Raw genomic sequence first — 21,004 nt, 5'->3', positions numbered from 1 at the left:
TGTGACCGGAACGCGTCACCTCTGGCTGGCTGCGCCTCTGGCGCGATATGGATGAACCCATGAGCACCAGCGGGGGAGTCGGCCACGAGTCCGACGAGACGACGAGTTATGTTCTGCAACCTCCCAGGCCCCCGCAGCAGGAGTCGGGCGTCGGCCGGCTCGTCGCGGGCCGGTACCGGCTGCTCGCCAAGCTCGGGCACGGTGGGATGGGCACGGTGTGGCGGGCCAAGGACGAGACGGTGGACCGTGAGGTGGCCGTCAAGGAACCCCGTGTCCCGGATCATCTTCCGGAACGCGAACGAGGCAACGCCTTCGAGCGGATGCGGCGGGAGGCCCGCGCCGCGGCCCGGCTCGATCACCCCTCGGTCGTGAACGTGCACGACGTGGCGGTTGTGGACGGCCGGCCGTGGATCGTGATGGAGCTGGTGCAGGGCCGTTCGCTGGGTGACGCGTTGCAGGAGGGCACCCTCGGGGCGCGGGAAGCGGCGAGAATCGGCCTCGACGTGCTCGGCGCGCTGGAGGCCGCGCACGCGGCGGGCATCCTGCACAGGGATGTGAAACCGGACAACGTCCTCCTCGGCCGCCACGACCGGGTCGTCCTCACCGACTTCGGCATAGCGCAGATCGAGGGCGAGACCAGCCTGACCGACACGGGCGGCTTCGTCGGCTCGCCCGAGTTCATCGCCCCCGAGCGGGTGCTGGGCCAGCGTCCCGGTCCCGCGTCCGACCTCTGGTCGCTCGGCGTGGTCCTGTACGCGGCGACGGAGGGCGTCTCGCCGTTCCGCCGCAGCAACACCCCCGCGACCCTCCAGTCTGTCCTCAACGCCACGCCCGCGCCGCCCGCCGCCGCGCACGGCCCGCTCGCCGACGCCATCAACGGCCTCCTCCAGAAGGACCCGGCGCGCCGCCCGAACGCCGCGCAGGTCAGGGCGCTCCTTGAGGCCACCGCCCACCCGCCCGTCCCGGAGCCCACGCAGATCGTGCGGACCGTGGAGGTGCCGGTGGGCGGTGGTCTCCGGCTGGGCCGCAAGGCGTGGTTCGGGCTCGGCGCGGCGGTTGTCGCGGCCGCGCTGGCGGCGTACCTGGTGATCGCGGACCCCTTCGCGGGACCGCTGCCGGACGGCTGGACGACGAAGCACACCAAGGACGTGGCCGCGACGCTGGCGGTGCCGGCGGACTACCAGCCCACCACGCCCGACCGGAAGACGGACAAGACCCACTGGATCACGTACACCGACTACAGCGGCAGCATCTGGATCGGCCTGCGGCTGGAGCGAAAGGCCGAGGACACCGCGAACAACATCGCGGGCTCCGCGGCGGCCGAGATGTACGACGACGACAGCCGGTTCAAGGAGAGCGGCGACTACGACCTCAGCATGCCGGAGACCGCGAAGACCCGGCCCGAGGACCAGACGTACCAGGGCCGGAAGGCCGCCAAGAACACCGTCACGTACAAGTCCACCGACAGCCAGAACTCCCGCCCGCGCGAACTCCAGATCTTCTACTACCGGACCACCACCGGCGACATGTACAAGCTCACCGTCAGCTATCCGGGCAAGGGGGACTTCACGGGGAGGGGGCGCGAGGTGGCACGGACGGCGATCGCGAATCTGGAGGTGGACAAGCTCTGAGGACGGTGCCACCGCGCGACAACTGAGTTGTCAGTGGCGGCAGTTAAGGTCATCCTCCTCTGGGGCCAACGGCGTCCGATCCTGGGTGCGTTTCTGGCGGCAGACGGCACCGATTCCTGACCACCGCGACGGGGCCGTGCCCCTCCGCGGGCGGCCCGATGCTCAGGAGATTGCGGGATGGGCGAGGCAAGTGACGTGGCACGCTCCGTAGTCGCGCAGTTCCGGCGCGACGGGTTCGTCGCGCCGGAGAGCGCGGAACGTGCCGAGTTCGAGGTCTGGAACCGGATGACCCCGGGTCGGGTGCTGCTCGTCGCCCTTCAGACACTCCTCGGACTGCGTGCGGAGGACGGCCGGAGCGACTTCGGCCGTCCGGTGCGGGGACTGGACGAGGAGGAAGCCGGGCTGATGGTGAGGACCCTGCTGGGGGACGCGACGGCGGCTCCGGAGACCTCACGGCGCGAACTGATCACTCTCGACCGGCTGCTGGGGCTGCTGGTCTCCGTGATCGCCGAGGAGTCGCTGTCCGAGGCAGAGGTGGACGACCTGCTGGAGGCCGCGGAGGAGAGCTGCCTTGCTGTCGGGCCGTGGGACGTGAGTGACGACCGTCGGCCGCAGAGCGGCGAACTGGTCGATCTCGGGGGCCTGTTGGTGCCGACGGAGCCTGGTCTGAAGATCGAGCTCATGTCGTCGCGCCGGGACGGCTCCGTCGCCGGCGTCACCGTCATCCGCGGCCGGACCGCGATTCAGCTCCAGGCGTTCCGTGCGCTCGGAGACACCTCCTGGGCGACCGTCCGTGAGGATCTGGCGCGTACGATCCGCGGCCGGGGCGGCTCCGCGGAGGAGCGCGTCGGCCCCGCGGGGGCCGAACTCCAGGCCGTCGTGCGGATCCAGGGACCTCCCGGCAAGGACCGTCAGACCACGCGGGTGCTCGGCCACGACGGTCCGGGGTGGATCCTGCGCGGCTTCGTGACGGGAGTCGGCGCGGAACCCGACAGCACTGAGAAGTGGCCCTACACCATGTTCCAGGGCACGGTGGTCCGCCCGCCCTCCGCTCCCTCGGCCATCGACCCGCTGATCCGGCTGCGCCAACCGGAGTCCGGTCTCTGAGCCCGCCGCTTAGACAAGTACATGACCCGCACGGTACTCATGTGCCATGAGTGAAGACGGCGAACTCCCGCCCGACGGACGTCTGATCGGTGGGCGTTACCGGCTCGTCGAGCGGGTCGGCTCCGGGCCGAACGGCACGGTGTGGCGGGCACGTGATGAGCAGGACGAGCGGTACGTCGCCGTCAAGGAACCCCGGCTGACCGGGGATCCGGAGGACGAGGAGCGGCAGCGGGCCGCGCACCGGCTGCCGCACGAGGCCCGGGCCGCCGCACAGGTCGACCATCCGGCGGCCGTCGCCATTCACGGCGTACTCCTCGACGGTGAACTGCCCTGGATCGTCATGGAGTTGGTGGAAGGGGAGTCGCTGGACGCGGCTCTGGCCGGGCGGGGGCCGCTGTCGGACGCCGAGGCCGCCCGGATCGGGCTCGCCGTCCTCGGCGCGCTGCACGCAGCCCACCGCGTCGGCATCGTCCACCGCGACCTGAAGCCGTCCAACGTCCTGCTCGAAGCGGACAGCGGACGCGTCGTCGTCACCGACTTCGGGATCGGCGGCGCCGGACACTCCGGTGGCCGGGAGGCCGCCACCGCGTTCGCCGCCCCGGAGTGCGCGTCGGGGCCCGGCGCGGGGCCCGCTTCCGATCTGTGGTCGTTGGGGGCGCTGCTCCGTGCGGCCGTGGCGGACGCTCGGTCAGGTCCGCTGGGACCACTGCTGGAGCGGCTCCTCGTCACCGAGCCGGAGGAGCGGCCCCTGCCGGAGGAAGTCGCCCGGGTACTGGCCGAGGTCGCCGGGACGAGCCTGCCGCCGTGGGCCGTGGAAACGCCCGCTTCGCCTCCGGCCGCGGAGACGTCCACTGTGTCTCCGGCCCCGGCACCCGCTCAAGCCCCGGCACCCGCCCCCGCCCTGTCCTCGACCGACGCCCGGCACCCGGACACCGCCCCCCACGAACCCCGGCGTCTCACCGCCCTCTCCGCCCTCGGCCTCCTGCTTCAGAAAAAACCCGAACGCGGCTGATCACCCCCACCTCATCCCCGCCCCACCCCCTGATCAGCACATTCACCGCCAGTCATCACTGGCAGGGTGTGTGTATGTCGTGAGCGCCCGTTACCGACGGGTACCCAAAGCCCCCGCTCCCGAATACCCTGCGGCTCATGACGGACGCGCAGGCCCCGGCCAAGACCGGCACGAACCCCCTCGCCCCCGCCCCGGAGGGCGCCCGTACCGCGGCCGACGTGGTCACCCCGGAGCTGGTCGCCCAGCTCACCAAGGGGGTGACCGGGTCCGGCCGCACCGCCAACCACACGCCGTTCACCGGTGAGAAGCTGGCCGATCTGCCCGAGTCCACCCCCGAGGACGTGGAGAAGGCGTTCGAGTCGGCCCGCCGGGCGCAGGCGGTGTGGGAGCAGACCCCCGTACGGCAGCGCGCGGCCGTCCTGCTCCGCTTCCACGACCTGATCCTGGAGCGCCAGGCGGAGGTCCTCGACCTCATCCAGCTGGAGACCGGCAAGGCCCGCCTGCACGCCCACGAGGAGGTGCAGGCGGTCGCCGTGGCCGCCCGGCACTACGGCCGCAAGGCGCCCGCGTATCTGCGGCCGAAGCGGCACACCGGGGCCGTGCCCACCCTCACCAAGGTCACCGAGCTGCGCCACCCGCGCGGAGTCGTCGGCCAGATCGCCCCCTGGAACTACCCGCTCGAACTGTCCGTCGGCGACGCGCTCCCCGCCTTCGTCGCGGGCAACGCCGTCGTCATGAAGCCGGACACCGAGACCTGCCTGACCGCCCTGTGGGCGCGGGATCTGCTGGTCGAGGCGGGCCTTCCCGCTGAGGTGTTCCAGGTCGTCCTCGGCGACGGCCCCGTCGTCGGCCCCGAGGTCGTCCGGCACGCCGACTACGTCTCCTTCACCGGCTCCACCCGCACCGGCCGCGAGGTCGCCCAGGGCGCCGCCGCCCGTCTGGTCGGTGTCTCGCTCGAACTCGGCGGCAAGAACGCCATGCTGGTCCTCCAGGACGCCGACATCGAGAAGGCCGCCGCCGGCGCCGTCCGCGCCTGCTTCTCCTCCGCCGGCCAACTCTGCATCTCCATCGAGCGGTTGTACGTCCACGAGTCGATCGCGGACGCCTTCCTGGAGCGTTTCGCCGCCCGTACGAAGGCCATGCGGCTCGGCACGTCCCTCGCCTACGGTGCCGACATGGGCTCCCTGGTCGGGGAGCGGCAGTTGGAGACCGTCACCCGGCATGTCGAGGAGGCCGTGGCCAAGGGCGCGAAGGTCGTCGCCGGTGGGGTCGCCCGCCCGGACATCGGCCCGTACTTCTTCGAGCCGACCATCCTCGACGACGTCACCGAGCCCATGGCGGTCTGCGCCGAGGAGACCTTCGGCCCGGTCGTCTCCCTCTACCGCTTCAAGACCGAGGACGAGGCGGTCGAGCTCGCCAACTCCACGCCGTACGGGCTCAATGCGTCGGTGTGGACGAAGGACGGCAAGCGCGGCCGCGAGATCGCCTCCCGGGTACGGGCCGGCACCGTCAACGTCAACGAGGGATACGCCTCCGCCTACGGCAGCGTCCAGTCCCCGATGGGCGGCATGAAGGACTCCGGCCTCGGCCGCCGGCACGGCTCCGAGGGCATCCTCAAGTACACCGAGGCCCAGACGATCGCCCAGCAGCGACTGCTGCCGATGGCGCCCTCGCTGGGAATGGACGACGAGAAGTACGCGCAGTTCATGAGCCGGAGCCTGAAGGCGATGAAGGCCTTCCGCTTCAAGTAGGAACACCACCCGCCCCGAGCAGGGTTCTCAACGAGGAGAGCACGTGCCACAGGACACCTACGACTACGACGTCATCGTCGTCGGCTCCGGCTTCGGCGGCAGCGTCACCGCCCTTCGTCTGACCGAGAAGGGCTACCGCGTAGGTGTCCTGGAAGCCGGCCGCCGCTTCACCCGCGAGACGCTTCCCAGGAACTCCTGGGACCTGAAGAACTACCTCTGGGCGCCGAAGCTCGGCATGTTCGGCATCCAGCGCATCCACCTCCTGGGCAACGTCATGGTCCTCGCCGGAGCGGGCGTCGGCGGCGGCTCCCTCAACTACGCCAACACCCTCTACGTCCCCCCGAAGCCCTTCTTCGAGGACCCGCAGTGGCGTGACATCACCAACTGGCAGGAGGAGCTGAAGCCGTACTACGACCAGGCCCGCCGCATGCTCGGCGTCCGGCTCAACCCGACGATGACCCCCTCCGACGTCCACCTGAAGGCGGCCGCGGAGCGGATGGGCGTCGGCGACACCTTCCACATGGCCCCGGTCGGTGTCTTCTTCGGCGACGGCGAGGACGCGGAGGGCAAGCGGAAGGCCGCCCCCGGCGAGCAGGTCGACGACCCCTACTTCGGCGGCGCGGGTCCTTCCCGCAAGGCCTGCATCGAGTGCGGCGAGTGCATGACCGGCTGCCGGCACGGCGCCAAGAACACCCTCAACGAGAACTACCTCTACCTCGCCGAGAAGGCGGGCGCGGTCGTCCACCCCCTCACCACCGTCGTGTCGGTCACGGACGACTCCCAGGGCGGCTACGCGATCGCGACCCTGCCCACCGACGACCGCCGCAAGGCGAGCGGCCGCACCTTCAAGGCCCGCAAGGTCGTCATCGCGGCCGGCACCTACGGCACCCAGACCCTGCTGCACCGCATGAAGGCAGGCGGTCAACTGCCGCACATCTCGGACCGGTTGGGCGAGCTCACCCGCACCAACTCCGAGGCCCTGGTCGGCGCCCAGACCGACAACCGCCGCTACCGCAGGGCGACCGGTGCGCCGAAGGTCGACTTCACCCGGGGCGTCGCCATCACCTCGTCCATCCACCCGGACGACAACACCCACATCGAGCCGGTCCGCTACGGCAAGGGCTCCAACTCGATGGGCGGCCTGTCGATCCTCCAGGTCCCGTACGCCGAGGGCTCGTCGAGGGCCATGGCCTGGCTGGCGAACGCCGCGAAGCACCCGCTGCTCGTGCTGCGCTCCCTCTCCAACCGCCGCTGGTCGGAGAAGACCATCATCGGCCTGGTCATGCAGTCGCTGGACAACTCCCTGACGACGTACCTGAAACCCGACGGCGTCGGCAAGGGCCTGCTCACCGCGCGCCAGGGCCACGGCGCCCCCAACCCGAAGCAGATCAGGGCCGCTTCGGAGGCCGCGTCCGCGATCGCCGCCGACATCAACGGCTTTCCCGGCTCCAACGTCGGCGAGCTGATGGGCGCCCCGCTCACCGCCCACTTCCTCGGCGGCTGCCCCATCGGCTCCTCCCGCGACACCGGTGTCATCGACCCCTACCACCGGCTCTACGGCCACCCCGGGATCTCGGTCGTCGACGGCGCCGCGGTCTCCGCCAACCTCGGTGTGAACCCCTCGCTGACGATCACCGCGCAGGCCGAGCGGGCGATGTCCTACTGGCCCAACAAGGGCGAGGAGGACCCGCGTCCGGCGCAGGGCGAGGCGTACGTCCGGCTCGGCCCCGTCGAGCCCAAGTCACCGGCGGTCCCGGCGGAGGCCTTCGGCGCGCTGAAGCTGCCGTTCCTCGGGATACCGGCGGTGCCGAAGAAGTCGTAGGGCCCGAAAGAACGACGAGAAGACAAAGGGAAGGACCCGCACCCCCCTCCGAGTGCGGGTCCTTCCCTTGTCCTGCGTCAAGCCGTGCCCAGCGGGCTACGACTCAGGCGTGGGCGCCGGCCGCACCCTTGCGCCGCTTCACCGCGAAGACCACACCGGTACCGGCGACGACGGCGAAGCCGCCGACGAGGCCGAGGACCGGCAGGGCCGAGCTCGAACCGGTCTCGGCGAGCTGGCCGTCCACGTCGACGCCGTTGACGTCGGAGATGGGCTTCTTGCCGCCGGTCTGCGGCTTGGCGTCGTTCGGCTTGCCGGCGTCGGAACCGGCCGGCAGGACCTCGAAGTAGTAGATGCCCATGTTCTCGTCGGCGGAGATCCAGCAGCCCTTGTCGTCCGAGTACTCGGCGAGACCGATGGCGATGCCGATCGCGCTCGGGACCTCACGGTCGACCTTCACCCGCAGCTGGTAGCTGAGGGAGTCGCCGCCGTCGAGGTCGAAGGCGTTGAACGAGCCGCCCTCGCCGAACTGCGTGGCCACGTCGACCCAGCTGCCGCCCTGCTTCACCTGCACGGTGACCAGGTCGCTGTAGTCCTTCTCGAAGTCCCAGTCGACCGCCCCGACGCCGACGATGGGCTGAATGTCCTTGATCGTCTCGTCGCCGGAGTTGCTCACGTTGAACTTGAAGTTCGTCCAGCCGCTGCCCGCCACGATGCTCTCGGGCAGACCGGTCAGCGAGCTGTGCAGCACGTCGCTGTCGCCGGGGTCCGGGGCGTCCTCGTCGTCGACCTCGCACTGGTCGACGGGCTCGCCGCTCTCGCTCGGGGAGGGGCTGGCGCTCGTGGAGCCGGACGGGCTCCCGGAGGGGCTGGTGGAGGCGGCCGGGCTGGACTCGCCGGCGGCGGGGGAGCTCTCGCCCGTGGCGGGCGTGGTCTCCGGGGCGGCCGGGGTGGTCTCCGGGGCCGCCGGCGTGGTCTCGGGGGCCGCCGGGGTGGTCTCGCCGGCGGGCGTGCTCTCGGCCGCGGTCGGCGTGGGGGTCTCGTCCGCGAACGCGCTCGGCGCGGCGAACAGGGCCAGCGGCGCTATCGCGGCGGTCGCGGCCGCGGCGGCCAGTGCACGACGAAGCTTCATGAAGACCTCGGAAGTCAGGTGCGCCGCACGGTTCGCGGCACGCGTCAGGGAGAGGCCTCCGCGTGTGGGGCGCGGGTGGGGCCCGTGATTCGTGAGGTTTGATCCGCGAAACCTGTGAAAGGTTGTGCAGGCATTCACAGAAAACTTATGTGGGCTGAGTCACACACGGGTTCTCCTTGTGAACGGGCTTGCCAAGGCCCTACAACTGACCCACGTGTCAGAAGACCCCAAGATCCCCGACGACGTCTGGGAACAGTTCGTTCGTGACTCCGAGCGGGACATCCGAGACTCCGCCCCCAAGGAACCCTCCGCACGGGCTCGTGAGGTGACGGAGCGACTGCGGCGACAGGAAGCGCGCGGCGAACTGCCGGAAGGCTGGCGCACCGGGCCGGCCTGGCAGCAGAAGAAGAGCCGGCGGGGTCTGTGGAGCGTCCTCGCTGTCGTCGTCGCGGCCGGGGTGGCCGTCGTGGCGGTGAAGCCTTCGCTGGTGCCGGGCGACCCCTTCGGCGCCAGGACCTCTTCCGAGGCCGCGTCCTCCCCGCTGCCGCAGGAGACGACGGCGCCGACCGCAGCGCCCTCCGCCGAGCCCTCCCAGATCCCCACCCTGGACGACCCGTTCGCCGGTTCGCCCGCCAAGCGCTGGGCCGACGGGGCCGCCGGGATCGCCGTACCGAAGGCGAAGCCCGTCGGCGGCCGGTCCGCGGCGAAGGTCGAACAGGCGCTGGAGCTGACCAAGAAGCTCCTCGTGGAGTCCAACCTCGACCCGGCGACGCTGCGCGGTGAACGGCCCCGAGCGGCGCTCGACGTGCTGGACCCGTTGCAGAAGGACGTCCGCGGCATCCTGGAGACCGGCCTGCGCAAGCCGGACGAGAAGCACGACCCGCTGTGGATGTTCAGCCGCTTCGACCCCGAGGAGGTCCGGCCGGTCGGCGACGTCGTGAAGACCCGGGGCCGGATGACCTTCAAGGCCGGCGACCACGCCTCCGTGGCCGTGCACGCCGACTACACCTTCGTCTACCCGGTCGTGCAGACCAACGGCTCCACCGAGGTCACCCGCACCATCATCCGCCGGATCCTCGACGTGGAGATCTCCGACCCGGCCAAGTACCAGGTCACCCCGGGCAAGCTCACCGTCGTGAACTGGGACCAGGACATCAACAACTCGGCCTGCGAGGTGTACGACGGCTATCTGCATCCGTCGTTCAGCTCGTCCGACCCCACGGGACCGGACCCCACCGGACCGACCTCGGACCCGTACGACCGCAGCAAGCCCCTCGACACCGACCGTGACAAGAGCTGTGGAACGGTCTCCCGCGTCTGACCCCTGAGATGCGGGCATGGGAAGGGCCCCGCGGGACGGAGTCGCGGGGCCCTTCCTTCGTCAGCACCGACGTCAGGGCAGCGCCGGTGCCTGGGAGCGGCGCCGGGGGATTGCGCCGCTTGCTCTGCGTGCCGTCGTGCTCGCCGCCCCTGTTGATGGTCTGGACCTCTGGCAGTACGGCGAGACAAGACGAATGCGGTTGTCTGCGGAGGGACTTGGGGGCTTTCCAGGCATCGTGCTGGATGGGCGCGGCCTCCGCAACCGTTTGACCCAGCGTTGTGCCGGTACTTGCCCCGCCGGCCGGCCCCGGGCGTCCCCGGAGCCGGCCGTTCTCTTGGGTGACCGGGCTGCTGTCCCCTGCCGTCCGGTCACCTCCTGGAGCGAGGTCCCACGGCGCACGGCGTGATCCGTGCGCCTCATCGCTCCAGCGAGCCACGCGTGGTTCTGTCGGGCCCGCCCCTGGCTGGCACGGACACCACCACCAACGAAGCGGTGCGGGCCGCGGTCACGCGCCGTACGGGTGAGGTGGGGCCCGAACTCAGATGCGACCGCGGCACAGTTCGAGCAGCGTCATGGCGAGGGAGGTGCCGGGCCTGCCGAGGGCGTCGCGGTAGCGGCCGAGGATCTCCATCTCGCGGGCGAGGTGGACCCGTCGGCCGCCGGAGGCGATACGGGTCCGCTGGACCACGGACGAGACGGCCATCCGTTCCTGGATCAGACCGATGATCCGGTCGTCGAGCGCGTCGATGCGCTCACGGGCGTCCGCGATGGTCGCTTCCGGTGTGGTGGTCACGTAGGGCTCCTGGGTGGGGTGGAGGCCACGGAACGGCAAGGTCCGGAAAACACGGGCGCCCCGGACCTTGTCGGCCCGGGGCGCCTGGGAAGTCGCTTGTCAGTTGCTCAAGCAGCACGACCATGGCAGCCGGCGGGCCGGGTGCCATAGGTAAACAGGAAGGTCGTCTGCGGGAGCATGGCAGCAGTATGCCGGGCCTCCGGGGAGCGTCCAAGCCGGTTCGCATCCTGAGACGAGCTCGGCCCCGGACCGGCCCCGCGGCTCCCGGTAGACTCGGTACCACACACACCTCGCTCACCGCCGGAAGGCAACCCGTGTCATCAGCGAACCCCGCCGCCGCCCCCGACACCGTCCTGGTCGTCGACTTCGGTGCGCAGTACGCCCAGCTCATCGCCCGTCGTGTCCGCGAGGCCCGGGTCTACAGCGAGATCGTGCCGAGCACCATGCCGGTCGCGGAGATGCTCGCCAAGAACCCGGCGGCGATCATCCTCTCCGGCGGCCCCTCGTCGGTGTACGCGGAGGGCGCCCCGCGCCTGGACCGCGAGCTGTTCGAGTCCGGCGTCCCGGTCTTCGGCATGTGCTACGGCTTCCAGCTGATGGCCACCACCCTCGGCGGCACCGTCGACAACACCGGCGCCCGCGAGTACGGCCGGACGCCCCTGCACGTGTCGAAGTCGGGCTCCACCCTCTTCGAGGGCACCCCGGACGAGCAGTCGGTGTGGATGTCCCACGGCGACGCCTGCTCCGCCGCCCCCGAGGGCTTCACCGTGACCGCGTCCACGGACGTCGTCCCGGTCGCCGCCTTCGAGAACGACGAGAAGAAGCTCTACGGCGTCCAGTACCACCCCGAGGTCATGCACTCCACGCACGGCCAGCAGGTCCTGGAGCACTTCCTGTACCGGGGCGCCGGTCTGAAGCCGGACTGGACCACCGGCAACGTCATCGAGGAGCAGGTCGCTGAGATCCGCTCGCGCGTCGGCGACAAGCGCGCGATCTGCGGCCTCTCCGGCGGTGTGGACTCGGCGGTGGCCGCGGCCCTGGTCGCACGCGCCATCGGCGACCAGCTGACCTGCGTGTACGTCGACCACGGCCTGATGCGCAAGGGCGAGACCGAGCAGGTCGAGAAGGACTTCGTGGCCGCGACCGGCGTGAAGCTGGTCGTCGTCGATGCGGAGGAGCGTTTCCTGACCGCGCTCAAGGGTGTCTCCGACCCCGAGGAGAAGCGGAAGATCATCGGCCGGGAGTTCATCCGGGTCTTCGAGCAGGCCCAGGCGGAGATCATCGCGGACGAGGGTCCGGCGGTGGAGTTCCTCGTCCAGGGCACGCTCTACCCGGACGTCGTCGAGTCCGGCGGCGGTACCGGCACCGCCAACATCAAGTCGCACCACAATGTCGGCGGCCTTCCCGAGGACCTCGAGTTCCAGCTGATCGAGCCGCTGCGCAAGCTGTTCAAGGACGAGGTGCGGATGGTCGGCCAGGAGCTCGGGCTCCCCGACGAGATCGTCCAGCGCCAGCCGTTCCCCGGACCCGGTCTCGGCATCCGCATCGTCGGCGAGGTCACCAAGGAGCGCCTGGACCTGCTGCGCGACGCCGACGCCATCGCCCGCGAGGAGCTCACCGCGGCCGGCCTCGACCGCGACATCTGGCAGTGCCCGGTGGTCCTGCTCGCGGACGTCCGCAGCGTCGGCGTCCAGGGCGACGGCCGCACCTACGGCCACCCGATCGTCCTCCGGCCGGTGTCCAGCGAGGACGCCATGACCGCCGACTGGTCGAGGCTGCCGTACGACGTCCTCGCGAAGATCTCGACGCGGATCACCAACGAGGTGGCCGACGTCAACCGCGTGGTGCTCGACGTGACGTCGAAGCCGCCGGGGACGATCGAGTGGGAGTGAGCCCGCTGTGAGGCTCAGGCGCGCTTGATCGTGCGCAGGGGCTGACCGGGCTTCCAGACCTGGAGGACCAGGTACTTCTCGTCCTCGACGTAGGTCCGCACGACCTCCGTCAGCTCGGTGCGGAAGAGGTGGAACGGCTCCGGCGGTTTCACCTCTTCGGCGTATGCGGCCTTGGTCTCGGGGTCGGTGACCTCGATCGCCCGCCCGGCGATCCGTACATCGCCGCCGCCCATGGACTGCCCCTCGCCGGGGTTCGCCTGGAGCGCGAATCGCGGGTCCCGGCGCAGGTCGAGGGCCTTGAGGGAGTCCGGCATCATGCCGAACCACAGCTCACCGTCGAGGAAGCGGACCTCCAGGCCGGTGGTGCGGGGGGAGCCGTCCTTGCGGAGGGTCGCAAGGGTGTGGTGTGTGAAGGCGCCGAAGCGGTCTTCGACCGTCCTGGCGAGGTCGGGTTCCGTGGCGGAGAAATCTGTCCAGTTCATATCGGGCAGTCTGGCGCCGATACCCGACATCCTCTGTCAGGTATCCGCTGTGTGCGTCATCTTTACAAACCACCTCTGTTCTCTTGCGCCGCCCGACGGTAACTTCCGCCCCGTGACGCAACACGGGACGCCCCTCGGGCCCACTCCGCCGATGCCGCTTCCCACCGAGAAGCTCCAGTTCGCGATGCCGCCGATGCACGACTCCGTCGAGGAGGAACGCCGGCACCGCAAGGAGCGCCTCGCGGGCGCGCTGCGGATCTTCGGCCGGCTCGGCTTCGAGGACGGGGTGTCCGGGCACATCACCGCACGCGACCCGGAGTTCACCGACTGCTTCTGGGTCAACCCCTTCGGCATGCCGTTCAAGCACGTCACCGTGAGCGACCTCGTGCTCGCCAACTCCGACGGGCAGGTCCTCGACGGCCGCTACCACGTCAACCAGGCGGCCTTCACCGTGCACTCCCAGGTGCACGCCGCCCGCCCCGACGTCGTCGCCGTCGCCCACTGCCACTCGGTGCACGGGCGGGCGCTGTCCGCGCTCGGCGAGCTCCTCGACCCGATCACTCAGGAGAGCTGCGCCTTCTACGAGGACCACGCCCTGTACGAGGCCTACACCGGGGTCGCCGTCGACGCCGACGAGGGCCGCCGGATCGCCGCCGCGCTCGGCTCCCGCAAGGCGCTGGTGCTGCGCAACCACGGGCTGCTGACCGTCGGGGACTCGGTGGACGCGGCGGCCTGGTGGTTCCTGTCGTTGGAACGCTCCAGCCAGGTGCAGCTGCTGGCCCGGGCAGCGGGACGGCCCGTGCTCATCGACCACCGGGCCGCGGTGGCGACCCGGGAACAGCTGGGCGGGGACCTGGTGGCGTGGATCAACTACCAGCCGATGTGGCAGGACATCAGCCGCAGTGAACCGGACCTGCTGTCGTGACGCGGGGACCGCGGGATCTCAGAACCCCCGGAGCACGGCCGCCTTGGTCATCGCGAACTCCTCGTCCGTGAGCACCCCCTCGCGGTGCAGCTCCCCCAACTCCCGCAGCCTGCGCAGCAGTACGTCGTGATGATCGGCCGACGGAGGAAACGCGGCCGCGGCGAGCCGGGGGCGGTGGGCGCGTTCGTCGCCGAGCGCGAGCTCCCCGCGGGTGGACGGGTGCGGCAGCCGGGCCGTGACCGCCGTCGCGACGAGGGCCGTGAGCAGGTCGCGGCGGGTGCTGCCCCACAGGTCGAGGGCGTACGGGTCCTTCTCCGGCGGCAGTTTCGAGAAGGACGTCTCGCGGGTCACGAACCGCATGAAACCGTCCTCGTAACCGGAGTTGGGCAGCCACTCGACCTGGACGAGGTCGCCCACGTCGATGATCCGCGGGCCGGTCGCCCGCTTGACGCGGTCGGAGGTGTCGGCCCAGTCGATGCGGACCTGGGTGCCGTCGAAGGAGACCGTGCCGTCGGAGGAACGCACCGAGACCGGGACCGGAGGGCCGGGCAGCAGATACGTCTTCGTCGGCTCCTTCGGGATCTGGTCGAGGAGCAGGGCGTGGCGGATCTCCTCGGCCACGTACTCGGCGACCCCGGCGCGGTCGACGTCCACGATCAGGCGGTACGGATCGGCCGGGTCCGGCAGGCGACCGCCGGTCGCCTGCAGCAGCGGGTCCGCGCCCTCGCGCAGCCGCATCCGCAGTCGGCCGCGCTTGCGCTCCGGCTCGAACGCCACGCCCGCGACGGCCTCCAGGGGCACGGCGACCTCGCCGTACGTCTGCCGGAACAGCGGAACGGAGCGGTGGAGTCCCGGCGTGATCCTGACCGTTGTGCCGTCGAAGGCCCAGGTCCCGTCACGCTGGATGATCTCGGCCATACGGAAATTCTCGCAGCCGGGTCAACACGGCGGTCCCGGCTTCACCCGCGCTGACCACACCTGCCGGACGTGGGTGGTGTGCTGTAGGGCACAATTCGCTGACATCACGGGGGAGTTGTCCAGGGCTCTCGTGAGGCGTGGGGCGCGAGGGGTTTGCGGGTGGTGCGGCCGGTAAGGCCGTGCGGTCATGTGGGGCCAGGGAGTCAGGAATCGTGGGAAGGCGGGCGTCGGGCGTGGCGGTGCAGGAAGCGAGACAGAGCGCGGCCGGAGGTGTGCCCAACGGTGCGCACGAAGGCGGCTGCAGCTGCGGGGACTGTCCGCACGGAGCGCGGGCCGGGCATCGGCGGGCGGTGGCCGCATTCCTTCTCAAGCGCGACGAGTTCGCCGCCGGACAGGGCCTGCCCGCGGCCGTCGCGCACTCCGCGTCGGCCTCCCGGCAGTGGGTCTCGGAGGAACTGACCCAGTCCGCCGAGGCCGTTGCCGAGCGGGGCCGGGCGGAGGGCGCCGCATGGCTCGCGCGGCTGTGGCGGCGTACCGCGTACGTGGTGTGGGCCGCTGTCGTGGTGCTGCTCCTCGTCCAGGCGCTGACAGCCATCGGGGCCGGCTGGACCGCGGCGCGTACGGCCGGGCTGTTGGCGGCGATCGTGGTCGCGGCCTCGCTGACCACGGCGTCCTGGTTCCACCGGACCCGGGGCGGGGTGCTCGCGCCGGTCATCGGCGAGGACAACCGGCTGTCCACCTCACGGGCCGTCGCGGCGGCATGGGTGCTGTTCGTCGCCTACGCGGTGCTGGTGCTGGTGGGCCGGCTGGCCGCGGCCTCCGACAGCCGTGAGCGGGACGCGCTGATCTCCGGGCTCGAACTGGCCCGGGGCGCGGGGGTCGTGACCGTACTGGCCGTGGTGTGCGCGATCGCTGTGCTGGTGCGGCGGGTGGTCGGGCTGCGTGTGCTCGGGCAGCGGCTGCAGAAGGTGCGGGCGGACCGGCCCCGCGCCGCCGACCTGCTCACGGACGACTCCGGGCGCGGGACCTTCGCCGACATCCAGTACGTCGTGATCGGCGCGGTCGCCCTGCTGTTCGCGGGGGTGCGCCTGGCCCGGCGGCCGGACCAGCTGCCCGATCTGCCGTGGGGACTGGCGGTGGTGGTGCTGGTGTCCGCGGCGACCTATGTGGCGGGCAAGTACGCCGAGGGCGGGCGGCCGGTGATCCTCTCCGTGGTGCGGTCGCGCGAGGCCGGTGACCTGGACGGGCCCATCCGCACCGGGGACGACATCGAGATCCGGGGCGCCGGGTTCGTGCCGCCGGGGGCGCAGCGCGCGGACCGGCTGTCCCGGATGGTGGTGCGGATCGGGCCGGTGAACGTCCATGTGCCGCTGGTGCCGGTGGCCGGGGGATTCAGCAACCCCACGGACGAGGTGCTGACCGTGCCGGTGCCGGCGGATGTGGAGCCGGGGCGGGTGGAGGTGCAGGTGGTGACGGCCGCCGGGGCGGAGACGAACCGGTACGCCATCGACGTGACGGACTGAGGGCAGCGGCCCGCCTCCTACGGGCCCGAAAACTCGCCGTCGCATTGAGCCTCGCCGCCCCCTCGTACGTATCTTCTGGTGAGGGTCTCGGCACGCTGGTGAGAGGCGGCTCGAAGCGATGACTCACAGTTTTCGTACGGACACGCACGCCCCCTACTACAACGAAGAACGAACCTGGCGTGACAGCCTCGGCCAGTACGCCCTGCTGCCGTTGCGCATCTTCCTCGGCGTCACCTTCATCTACGCCGGCCTGGACAAGCTGACCGACAGTGCCTTCATGAAGAGCTCCGGCTCGGGCTCCGTCGGCGACATGATGCGCAGCGTCCGGGACTCCTCGGCCATCCCCGCACTGGTCGACCTGTCCCTGAAGAACCCCGTCGGCTTCGGCTACGCCATCGCCTTCGGTGAACTCGCCGTCGGTATCGGCACCCTGCTCGGCATCCTCGCCCGCCTGGCGGCGCTCGGCGGTGCGCTGATCTCGCTCAGCCTGTGGCTGACCGTGAGCTGGGCGTCCGATCCCTACTACTACGGCAACGACCTCGCCTACCTGATGGCCTGGCTGCCCCTCGTCCTCGCGGGCGCCTCCGCGTTCTCCGTGGACGCCGCCCTGCGCGCCCGACGACGGCAGCGGGCGGGAGGCTACCGGTAGCTCCGGTCGGCGGAGCTACCGGTGGGACGCCTTCCTCAGCCGTCCTGCCCCTGCTCAGTGCTCAGTGGTCACGGCTCAGCGCGGCACGGGCGGCTGGGGCGTCCGGTCTGCCTCCGACGGTGTGCGTGTACGGCGGCTGTCGCGGTGGTTGCGCACGGCCCGGGCCAGCAGGCCCACGACGCCCGCCAGGCAGAGGCCGCCCACGACCATGGGGATCACCGCGAACCACGGGGTGTCCCAGGCGTCGCCCGCGTCACCCGCGTAGGTGATGCCCGCGACGGTGAGGAAGAGGCCGGCGACCAGTTTTCCCGGCCGGAACTCATGACGCAGCACGGCTCACCTCCGCCTGTCCGATGCCCACTCGCAGGTCGAGGTCGAGGGTGGCGGTGTTCTTGGTGCCCGGAGCCGGTTTCAGGGTGATCTCCTTGCGCTTCCCCGGTGCCACGTCCACGTCCTGCTGGTCGTCGCCCGGCAGTTGGATGTCGCCCACTCCCACGTCGATGACAGCCTTCACGGTCACGTCCGGCGGCACGATCACCACCAGGCGGCCCACCCCGACGTCGGCCTGGGTGGTCACCGTCCGACCCTTGGTGAAATCGACGCGGGACAGGTCCAAGGTGCCCACGCCGGTGCCGAGTTCGTAGTGCGGGTGGATGCTCTGCGTCGCTGCCGGTGTCCAGGTCGTGCGGACCCAGCGGGTGGTGATGTCCTTCGGGAGCGCGGCCGACGTGGCGAGCAGGCCCGCTGTGATGATCGCCAGGAGGATCGAGCCCGCTCCGGTGCGGCCCAGGAAGGAACTGACCGCTATGCCCAGGCCCAGGACGATCAGCGCGCAGGACAGACCGGTCTGCAGGCTGGTGCCCAGGGCGTGGTCCTCCCAGGTCGCTCCCGTGCCGAGGCCGCCCGCCAGCAGGGCGAGCAGGAAGACCCAGCCGCCGATCCACCGGGGACCGCGGGGCTTGGGTGCCGGGATCCGGGCCGCGCGGATGTCCTCGCCCCGGCTCCAGGAGACGCCCCGGCCGATGTTGACGGCCGCCGCGATGTCACGGTCGCGGGAGTCGCTCGGTCCCCACAGATAGCCCGTGCCGCCGACATGGGTGCCGTCCTTGACGATGGGGTCGCGCCACCAGGACGGGTAGCCGGCGGGCACCGGAGGGGCCTGGGCCTCCGGCGGGGCGTCGGCGACGGCCTGGGCGGCGAGCGGGTCGGGGTCGGGGGTGCCGCGGTTGCGTGACCAGTACCCCGCGCCCGCGAGGAGCAGGGAGAGGACCACGGCGAAGGTCAGCACGCTGGTGTTGCCCAGCATGGTGAGGAACACCCCGCAGCCGACCAGGGCGAAGAGCACACCGGTCAGGGCCTGGCCGTCCACCCGGCCGGTGAGCAGCTTGCGCACCTCGTTCTCGTCCTCGTCCTCGTACGGGACGAAGAGCCAGGCGAAGCCGTAGAAGATGAGTCCGATGCCGCCGGTCGCCGACAGCACGGCCAGCGTGATCCGGAAGATCACCGGGTCCATGTCGCACTGCCGCCCGAGTCCGGCGCACACCCCGGCGAGCAGCTTGTGCCGTCGGTCCCGCCGGAAGCGCAGGGGGGCCGCGGGCGTGTCCCCGGCGGCGGCCGTGTCCTGCGGGGTGGCGGTGGGCGGGGCGGGGGCGTCGGTCGCCGTCCGGTGCCCGAGGGACTCGGGGTGCGGGTCCGCCGGTGTGCCTCCTTCCTGCCGCGTGCCCGCCCGCCCGTGCGCGCGCGAGGCGTCGCCGGTGCCGGCGGGTGTGCCCGCACCGGGGCCGGTGCCCGGGTCCGGGCCTGCGCCGGATCCGGCGCCCGCGGCGTGCTGGTGATCTGTCATGGGTCCATGGTGACGGGCGGGGAGGCGTGACGGGAGTCGGAACGACCCTGGCCGGACCCTGATATCGGCCCTGAGAGGGGAGGGGGAAGCGTTCGGAGGGCGCGCCGTTCGAAGATCAGGGGAGTCTCGGGGGCCAACCCTGATGCCCGCGCACCCCGGCCGTGTGACCATCGATGCCATGCCGGAAGCCGCAGCAGCGCCCCTCGTCGAACCGCGGCCGCCGCGCAAGCTCTACCGCAGCAGTGACGGACGCTGGCTGGGTGGTGTGGCGCGGGGGCTCGCCGGGCACCTCGGGCTGCCCGTGATCTGGGTGCGGCTCGTCTTCGTCGGCCTGTTCATGGCGGACGGGCTCGGTGCGTTGCTGTATGCCGCGTTCTGGTTCTTCGTGCCGCTCGGCGTCGGCGGTGTCGGCGGGCAGCGGCCCCCGGCCCTTGTCACCACCGAGACCTCGCCGGACGGCCGCCGCAGACTGGTCGCCCGCCGCCCCGACAAGGGCCAGATCGTGGCCCTGCTGCTCATGGTCGTCGTGGCCATGGTCTTCGTCGGCAATGTCAATGTGGGCAACGGGGCCAAGGCCTACCTCTGGCCCGCCGTCCTGGTCGGCGCGGGCGTCGCCCTGGTCTGGCGCCAGGCGGACAACGCCCGCCGGGCCCGCTGGATGGAGGTCGGCCGTCGTCGGCGCACCCTGACCCTGCTGCGGGCCGCGGGCGGTGTCCTCCTCGTCACCGCCGGTGTCTCCGGGGTCTTCGTCCTCCAGGGCTCCGCCGCCCACCTCGGTTCCGTCCTCCAGGCGGCCCTCGCGGTCCTCGTCGGGATAACGCTCCTCGCGGGGCCGTATCTCGTCCGCATGACCCAGGACCTCTCCGAGGAGCGCCTGATGCGCATCCGTGCCCAGGAGCGCGCGGAGGTCGCGGCCCACGTGCACGACTCGGTGCTGCACACCCTGACCCTGATCCAGCGCAACGCTGAGAACGCGGGGGAGGTGCGCCGCCTCGCCCGCGCCCAGGAGCGCGACCTGCGCACCTGGCTGTACAAACCCGAGGGCACCGGCAAGGACGAGGCCGACGAACCCACCGACCTCGCCGACGCCGTGCGGCGCAACGCGGCCGAGGTCGAGGACAAGCACGGCGTCCCCATCGAGGTCGTGGTCGTCGGCGACTGCCCGCTCGACGAGAGAACCGGCGCGCAGATGCAGGCCGCGCGTGAGGCGATGGTCAACGCCGCCAAGTACGGTGGCGAGGGCGGGGCCGTACAGGTCTACGCCGAAGTCGAGGGCAGGAAGGTCTTCGTGTCCGTGCGGGACCGCGGCCCCGGCTTCGACCTCGACTCGATACCCGCCGACCGGATGGGTGTCAGAGAATCGATCATCGGCCGCATGGAGCGCCATGGCGGCACGGCCCGGCTGCGTGCGGTGCCGGGCGGCGGCACGGAGGTCGAGCTGGAGATGGAGAGGGCGGAGAAGACGTCATGAGCGACCCCACCGAGGCGAACACCGAACCCGTGGAGCCGACACCGGCCGGCGGCGCGGGAGAGCGGCACGTGCGCGTGGTCCTCGTCGACGACCACCGCATGTTCCGTACGGGCGTCCAGGCCGAGATCGGCCGGACCGAGGAGACCGGTGTCGAGGTCGTCGGGGAGGCCGCGGACGTCGACCAGGCCGTCACCGTCATCACCGCGACCCGTCCCGAGGTCGTCCTCCTCGACGTCCATCTCCCGGGCGGCGGCGGGGTCGAGGTGCTGCGCCGGTGCGCCCCGCTGATGGCCGACGCCGAGCAGCCCGTCCGCTTCCTCGCCCTGTCCGTCTCGGACGCGGCCGAGGACGTCATCGGAGTGATCCGGGGCGGTGCGCGCGGCTATGTGACGAAGACGATCACCGGCACGGACCTCGTCGACTCCGTCTTCCGCGTCCAGGAGGGCGACGCCGTGTTCTCGCCGCGCCTGGCCGGCTTCGTCCTGGACGCCTTCGCCTCCACCGACGCCCCGCCCGTCGACGAGGACCTCGACCGTCTCACCCAGCGCGAGCGCGAGGTGCTGAGGCTCATCGCGCGCGGTTACGCCTACAAGGAGATCGCCAAGCAGCTGTTCATCTCGGTGAAGACGGTCGAGTCCCATGTCTCGGCGGTGCTGCGGAAGTTGCAGCTGTCGAACCGTCATGAGCTGACCCGGTGGGCGACGGCTCGTCGGCTGGTCTGACGCGGGTACCGCT

Annotated in this window: 18 protein-coding genes; 12 read left to right on the top strand and 6 right to left on the bottom strand. The window is 71.2% G+C overall.

From position 1 onward, the window contains the following. Positions 1 to 59: 59 nt before the first annotated feature. The 5 genes from D1369_RS15740 (at position 60) to D1369_RS15720 (ending at position 7,323) form a co-directional block, all read left to right on the top strand. Positions 60 to 1,631, top strand: coding sequence for a serine/threonine-protein kinase (locus D1369_RS15740; RefSeq protein WP_007384148.1), 1,572 nt, complete (start codon positions 60 to 62; stop codon positions 1,629 to 1,631). A gap of 177 nt (positions 1,632 to 1,808) precedes the next feature. Then, positions 1,809 to 2,738, top strand: coding sequence for a DUF3710 domain-containing protein (locus D1369_RS15735; protein WP_050789742.1), 930 nt, complete (start codon positions 1,809 to 1,811; stop codon positions 2,736 to 2,738). A gap of 46 nt (positions 2,739 to 2,784) precedes the next feature. After that, positions 2,785 to 3,750, top strand: coding sequence for a serine/threonine-protein kinase (locus D1369_RS15730; protein WP_118082499.1), 966 nt, complete (start codon positions 2,785 to 2,787; stop codon positions 3,748 to 3,750). A gap of 137 nt (positions 3,751 to 3,887) precedes the next feature. After that, positions 3,888 to 5,501, top strand: a complete 1,614-nt coding sequence (locus D1369_RS15725) for a succinic semialdehyde dehydrogenase (protein ID WP_118082498.1) — start codon at positions 3,888 to 3,890, stop codon at positions 5,499 to 5,501. Positions 5,502 to 5,544: 43 nt separating this feature from the next. Continuing rightward, positions 5,545 to 7,323: a GMC family oxidoreductase gene (locus D1369_RS15720; RefSeq protein WP_007384152.1), complete on the top strand. Its 1,779-nt coding sequence runs from the start codon at positions 5,545 to 5,547 to the stop codon at positions 7,321 to 7,323. Positions 7,324 to 7,426: 103 nt separating this feature from the next. On the opposite strand, the gene D1369_RS15715 is transcribed toward D1369_RS15720, so the two are convergent. Then, complete coding sequence (locus tag D1369_RS15715; protein WP_118082497.1) at positions 7,427 to 8,452, bottom strand: LPXTG cell wall anchor domain-containing protein; 1,026 nt, start codon at positions 8,450 to 8,452, stop codon at positions 7,427 to 7,429. Between the two features lie 214 nt (positions 8,453 to 8,666). Between D1369_RS15715 and D1369_RS15710 the strand changes: the two genes are divergently transcribed. After that, positions 8,667 to 9,773: a hypothetical protein gene (locus tag D1369_RS15710; RefSeq protein WP_240436076.1), complete on the top strand. Its 1,107-nt coding sequence runs from the start codon at positions 8,667 to 8,669 to the stop codon at positions 9,771 to 9,773. Positions 9,774 to 10,311: 538 nt separating this feature from the next. Here the strand turns inward: D1369_RS15710 and D1369_RS15705 are convergent. Continuing rightward, positions 10,312 to 10,566: a chorismate mutase gene (locus tag D1369_RS15705; protein ID WP_037901186.1), complete on the bottom strand. Its 255-nt coding sequence runs from the start codon at positions 10,564 to 10,566 to the stop codon at positions 10,312 to 10,314. A gap of 314 nt (positions 10,567 to 10,880) precedes the next feature. Here D1369_RS15705 and guaA point away from each other — a divergent pair, with 314 nt between their 5' ends. Further along, positions 10,881 to 12,458 carry a glutamine-hydrolyzing GMP synthase gene (guaA, locus tag D1369_RS15700; RefSeq protein ID WP_007384156.1) on the top strand — a complete coding sequence of 526 codons (1,578 nt, stop codon included), beginning with the start codon at positions 10,881 to 10,883 and terminating at the stop codon, positions 12,456 to 12,458. A 14-nt stretch (positions 12,459 to 12,472) separates the two neighbouring features. Here guaA and D1369_RS15695 read toward each other — a convergent pair whose 3' ends face one another. Further along, positions 12,473 to 12,940 (bottom strand): pyridoxamine 5'-phosphate oxidase family protein, encoded by a 468-nt coding sequence (locus D1369_RS15695; RefSeq protein ID WP_007384157.1) that lies wholly within the window; start codon positions 12,938 to 12,940, stop codon positions 12,473 to 12,475. Positions 12,941 to 13,091: 151 nt separating this feature from the next. Here D1369_RS15695 and D1369_RS15690 point away from each other — a divergent pair, with 151 nt between their 5' ends. Next, positions 13,092 to 13,865, top strand: coding sequence for a class II aldolase/adducin family protein (locus tag D1369_RS15690; RefSeq protein ID WP_037901188.1), 774 nt, complete (start codon positions 13,092 to 13,094; stop codon positions 13,863 to 13,865). An 18-nt stretch (positions 13,866 to 13,883) separates the two neighbouring features. Here D1369_RS15690 and D1369_RS15685 read toward each other — a convergent pair whose 3' ends face one another. Then, positions 13,884 to 14,783 (bottom strand): DUF4429 domain-containing protein, encoded by a 900-nt coding sequence (locus D1369_RS15685; RefSeq protein ID WP_118082496.1) that lies wholly within the window; start codon positions 14,781 to 14,783, stop codon positions 13,884 to 13,886. A gap of 233 nt (positions 14,784 to 15,016) precedes the next feature. Here D1369_RS15685 and D1369_RS15680 point away from each other — a divergent pair, with 233 nt between their 5' ends. Then, on the top strand, positions 15,017 to 16,306 hold the full coding sequence (locus D1369_RS15680; RefSeq protein ID WP_007384159.1) for a hypothetical protein: 1,290 nt from the start codon (positions 15,017 to 15,019) through the stop codon (positions 16,304 to 16,306). 118 nt (positions 16,307 to 16,424) lie between these two features. Continuing rightward, entirely contained in the window at positions 16,425 to 16,955 is a 531-nt protein-coding gene (locus tag D1369_RS15675; RefSeq protein ID WP_007384160.1) for a DoxX family protein, read from the top strand. 75 nt (positions 16,956 to 17,030) lie between these two features. On the opposite strand, the gene D1369_RS15670 is transcribed toward D1369_RS15675, so the two are convergent. Next, a complete protein-coding gene (locus tag D1369_RS15670; RefSeq protein ID WP_118082495.1) occupies positions 17,031 to 17,288 on the bottom strand; it encodes a hypothetical protein in 258 nt (85 codons plus the stop codon). Next, the gene (locus tag D1369_RS15665; protein ID WP_118082494.1) at positions 17,275 to 18,798 is read right to left on the bottom strand and encodes a PspC domain-containing protein; all 1,524 of its coding nucleotides are present in this window, start codon (positions 18,796 to 18,798) and stop codon (positions 17,275 to 17,277) included. The genes D1369_RS15670 and D1369_RS15665 overlap by 14 nt, the downstream gene beginning before the upstream one ends. Before the next feature lie 178 nt (positions 18,799 to 18,976). On the opposite strand from D1369_RS15665, the gene D1369_RS15660 reads away from it, so the two are divergent. Both D1369_RS15660 and D1369_RS15655 read left to right on the top strand, forming a co-directional pair. Next, positions 18,977 to 20,269 (top strand): ATP-binding protein, encoded by a 1,293-nt coding sequence (locus tag D1369_RS15660; protein WP_118083137.1) that lies wholly within the window; start codon positions 18,977 to 18,979, stop codon positions 20,267 to 20,269. Next, positions 20,266 to 20,991 (top strand): response regulator transcription factor, encoded by a 726-nt coding sequence (locus D1369_RS15655; RefSeq protein ID WP_007384162.1) that lies wholly within the window; start codon positions 20,266 to 20,268, stop codon positions 20,989 to 20,991. The genes D1369_RS15660 and D1369_RS15655 overlap by 4 nt, the downstream gene beginning before the upstream one ends. The last annotated feature ends 13 nt before the right edge of the window (positions 20,992 to 21,004 follow it).

The organism is Streptomyces sp. CC0208 (assembly GCF_003443735.1).
Lineage (GTDB): Bacteria > Actinomycetota > Actinomycetes > Streptomycetales > Streptomycetaceae > Streptomyces > Streptomyces sviceus.
Note: the sequence above shows the minus strand (reverse complement) of the source record. Positions and strands in the feature narration are given on the sequence as shown.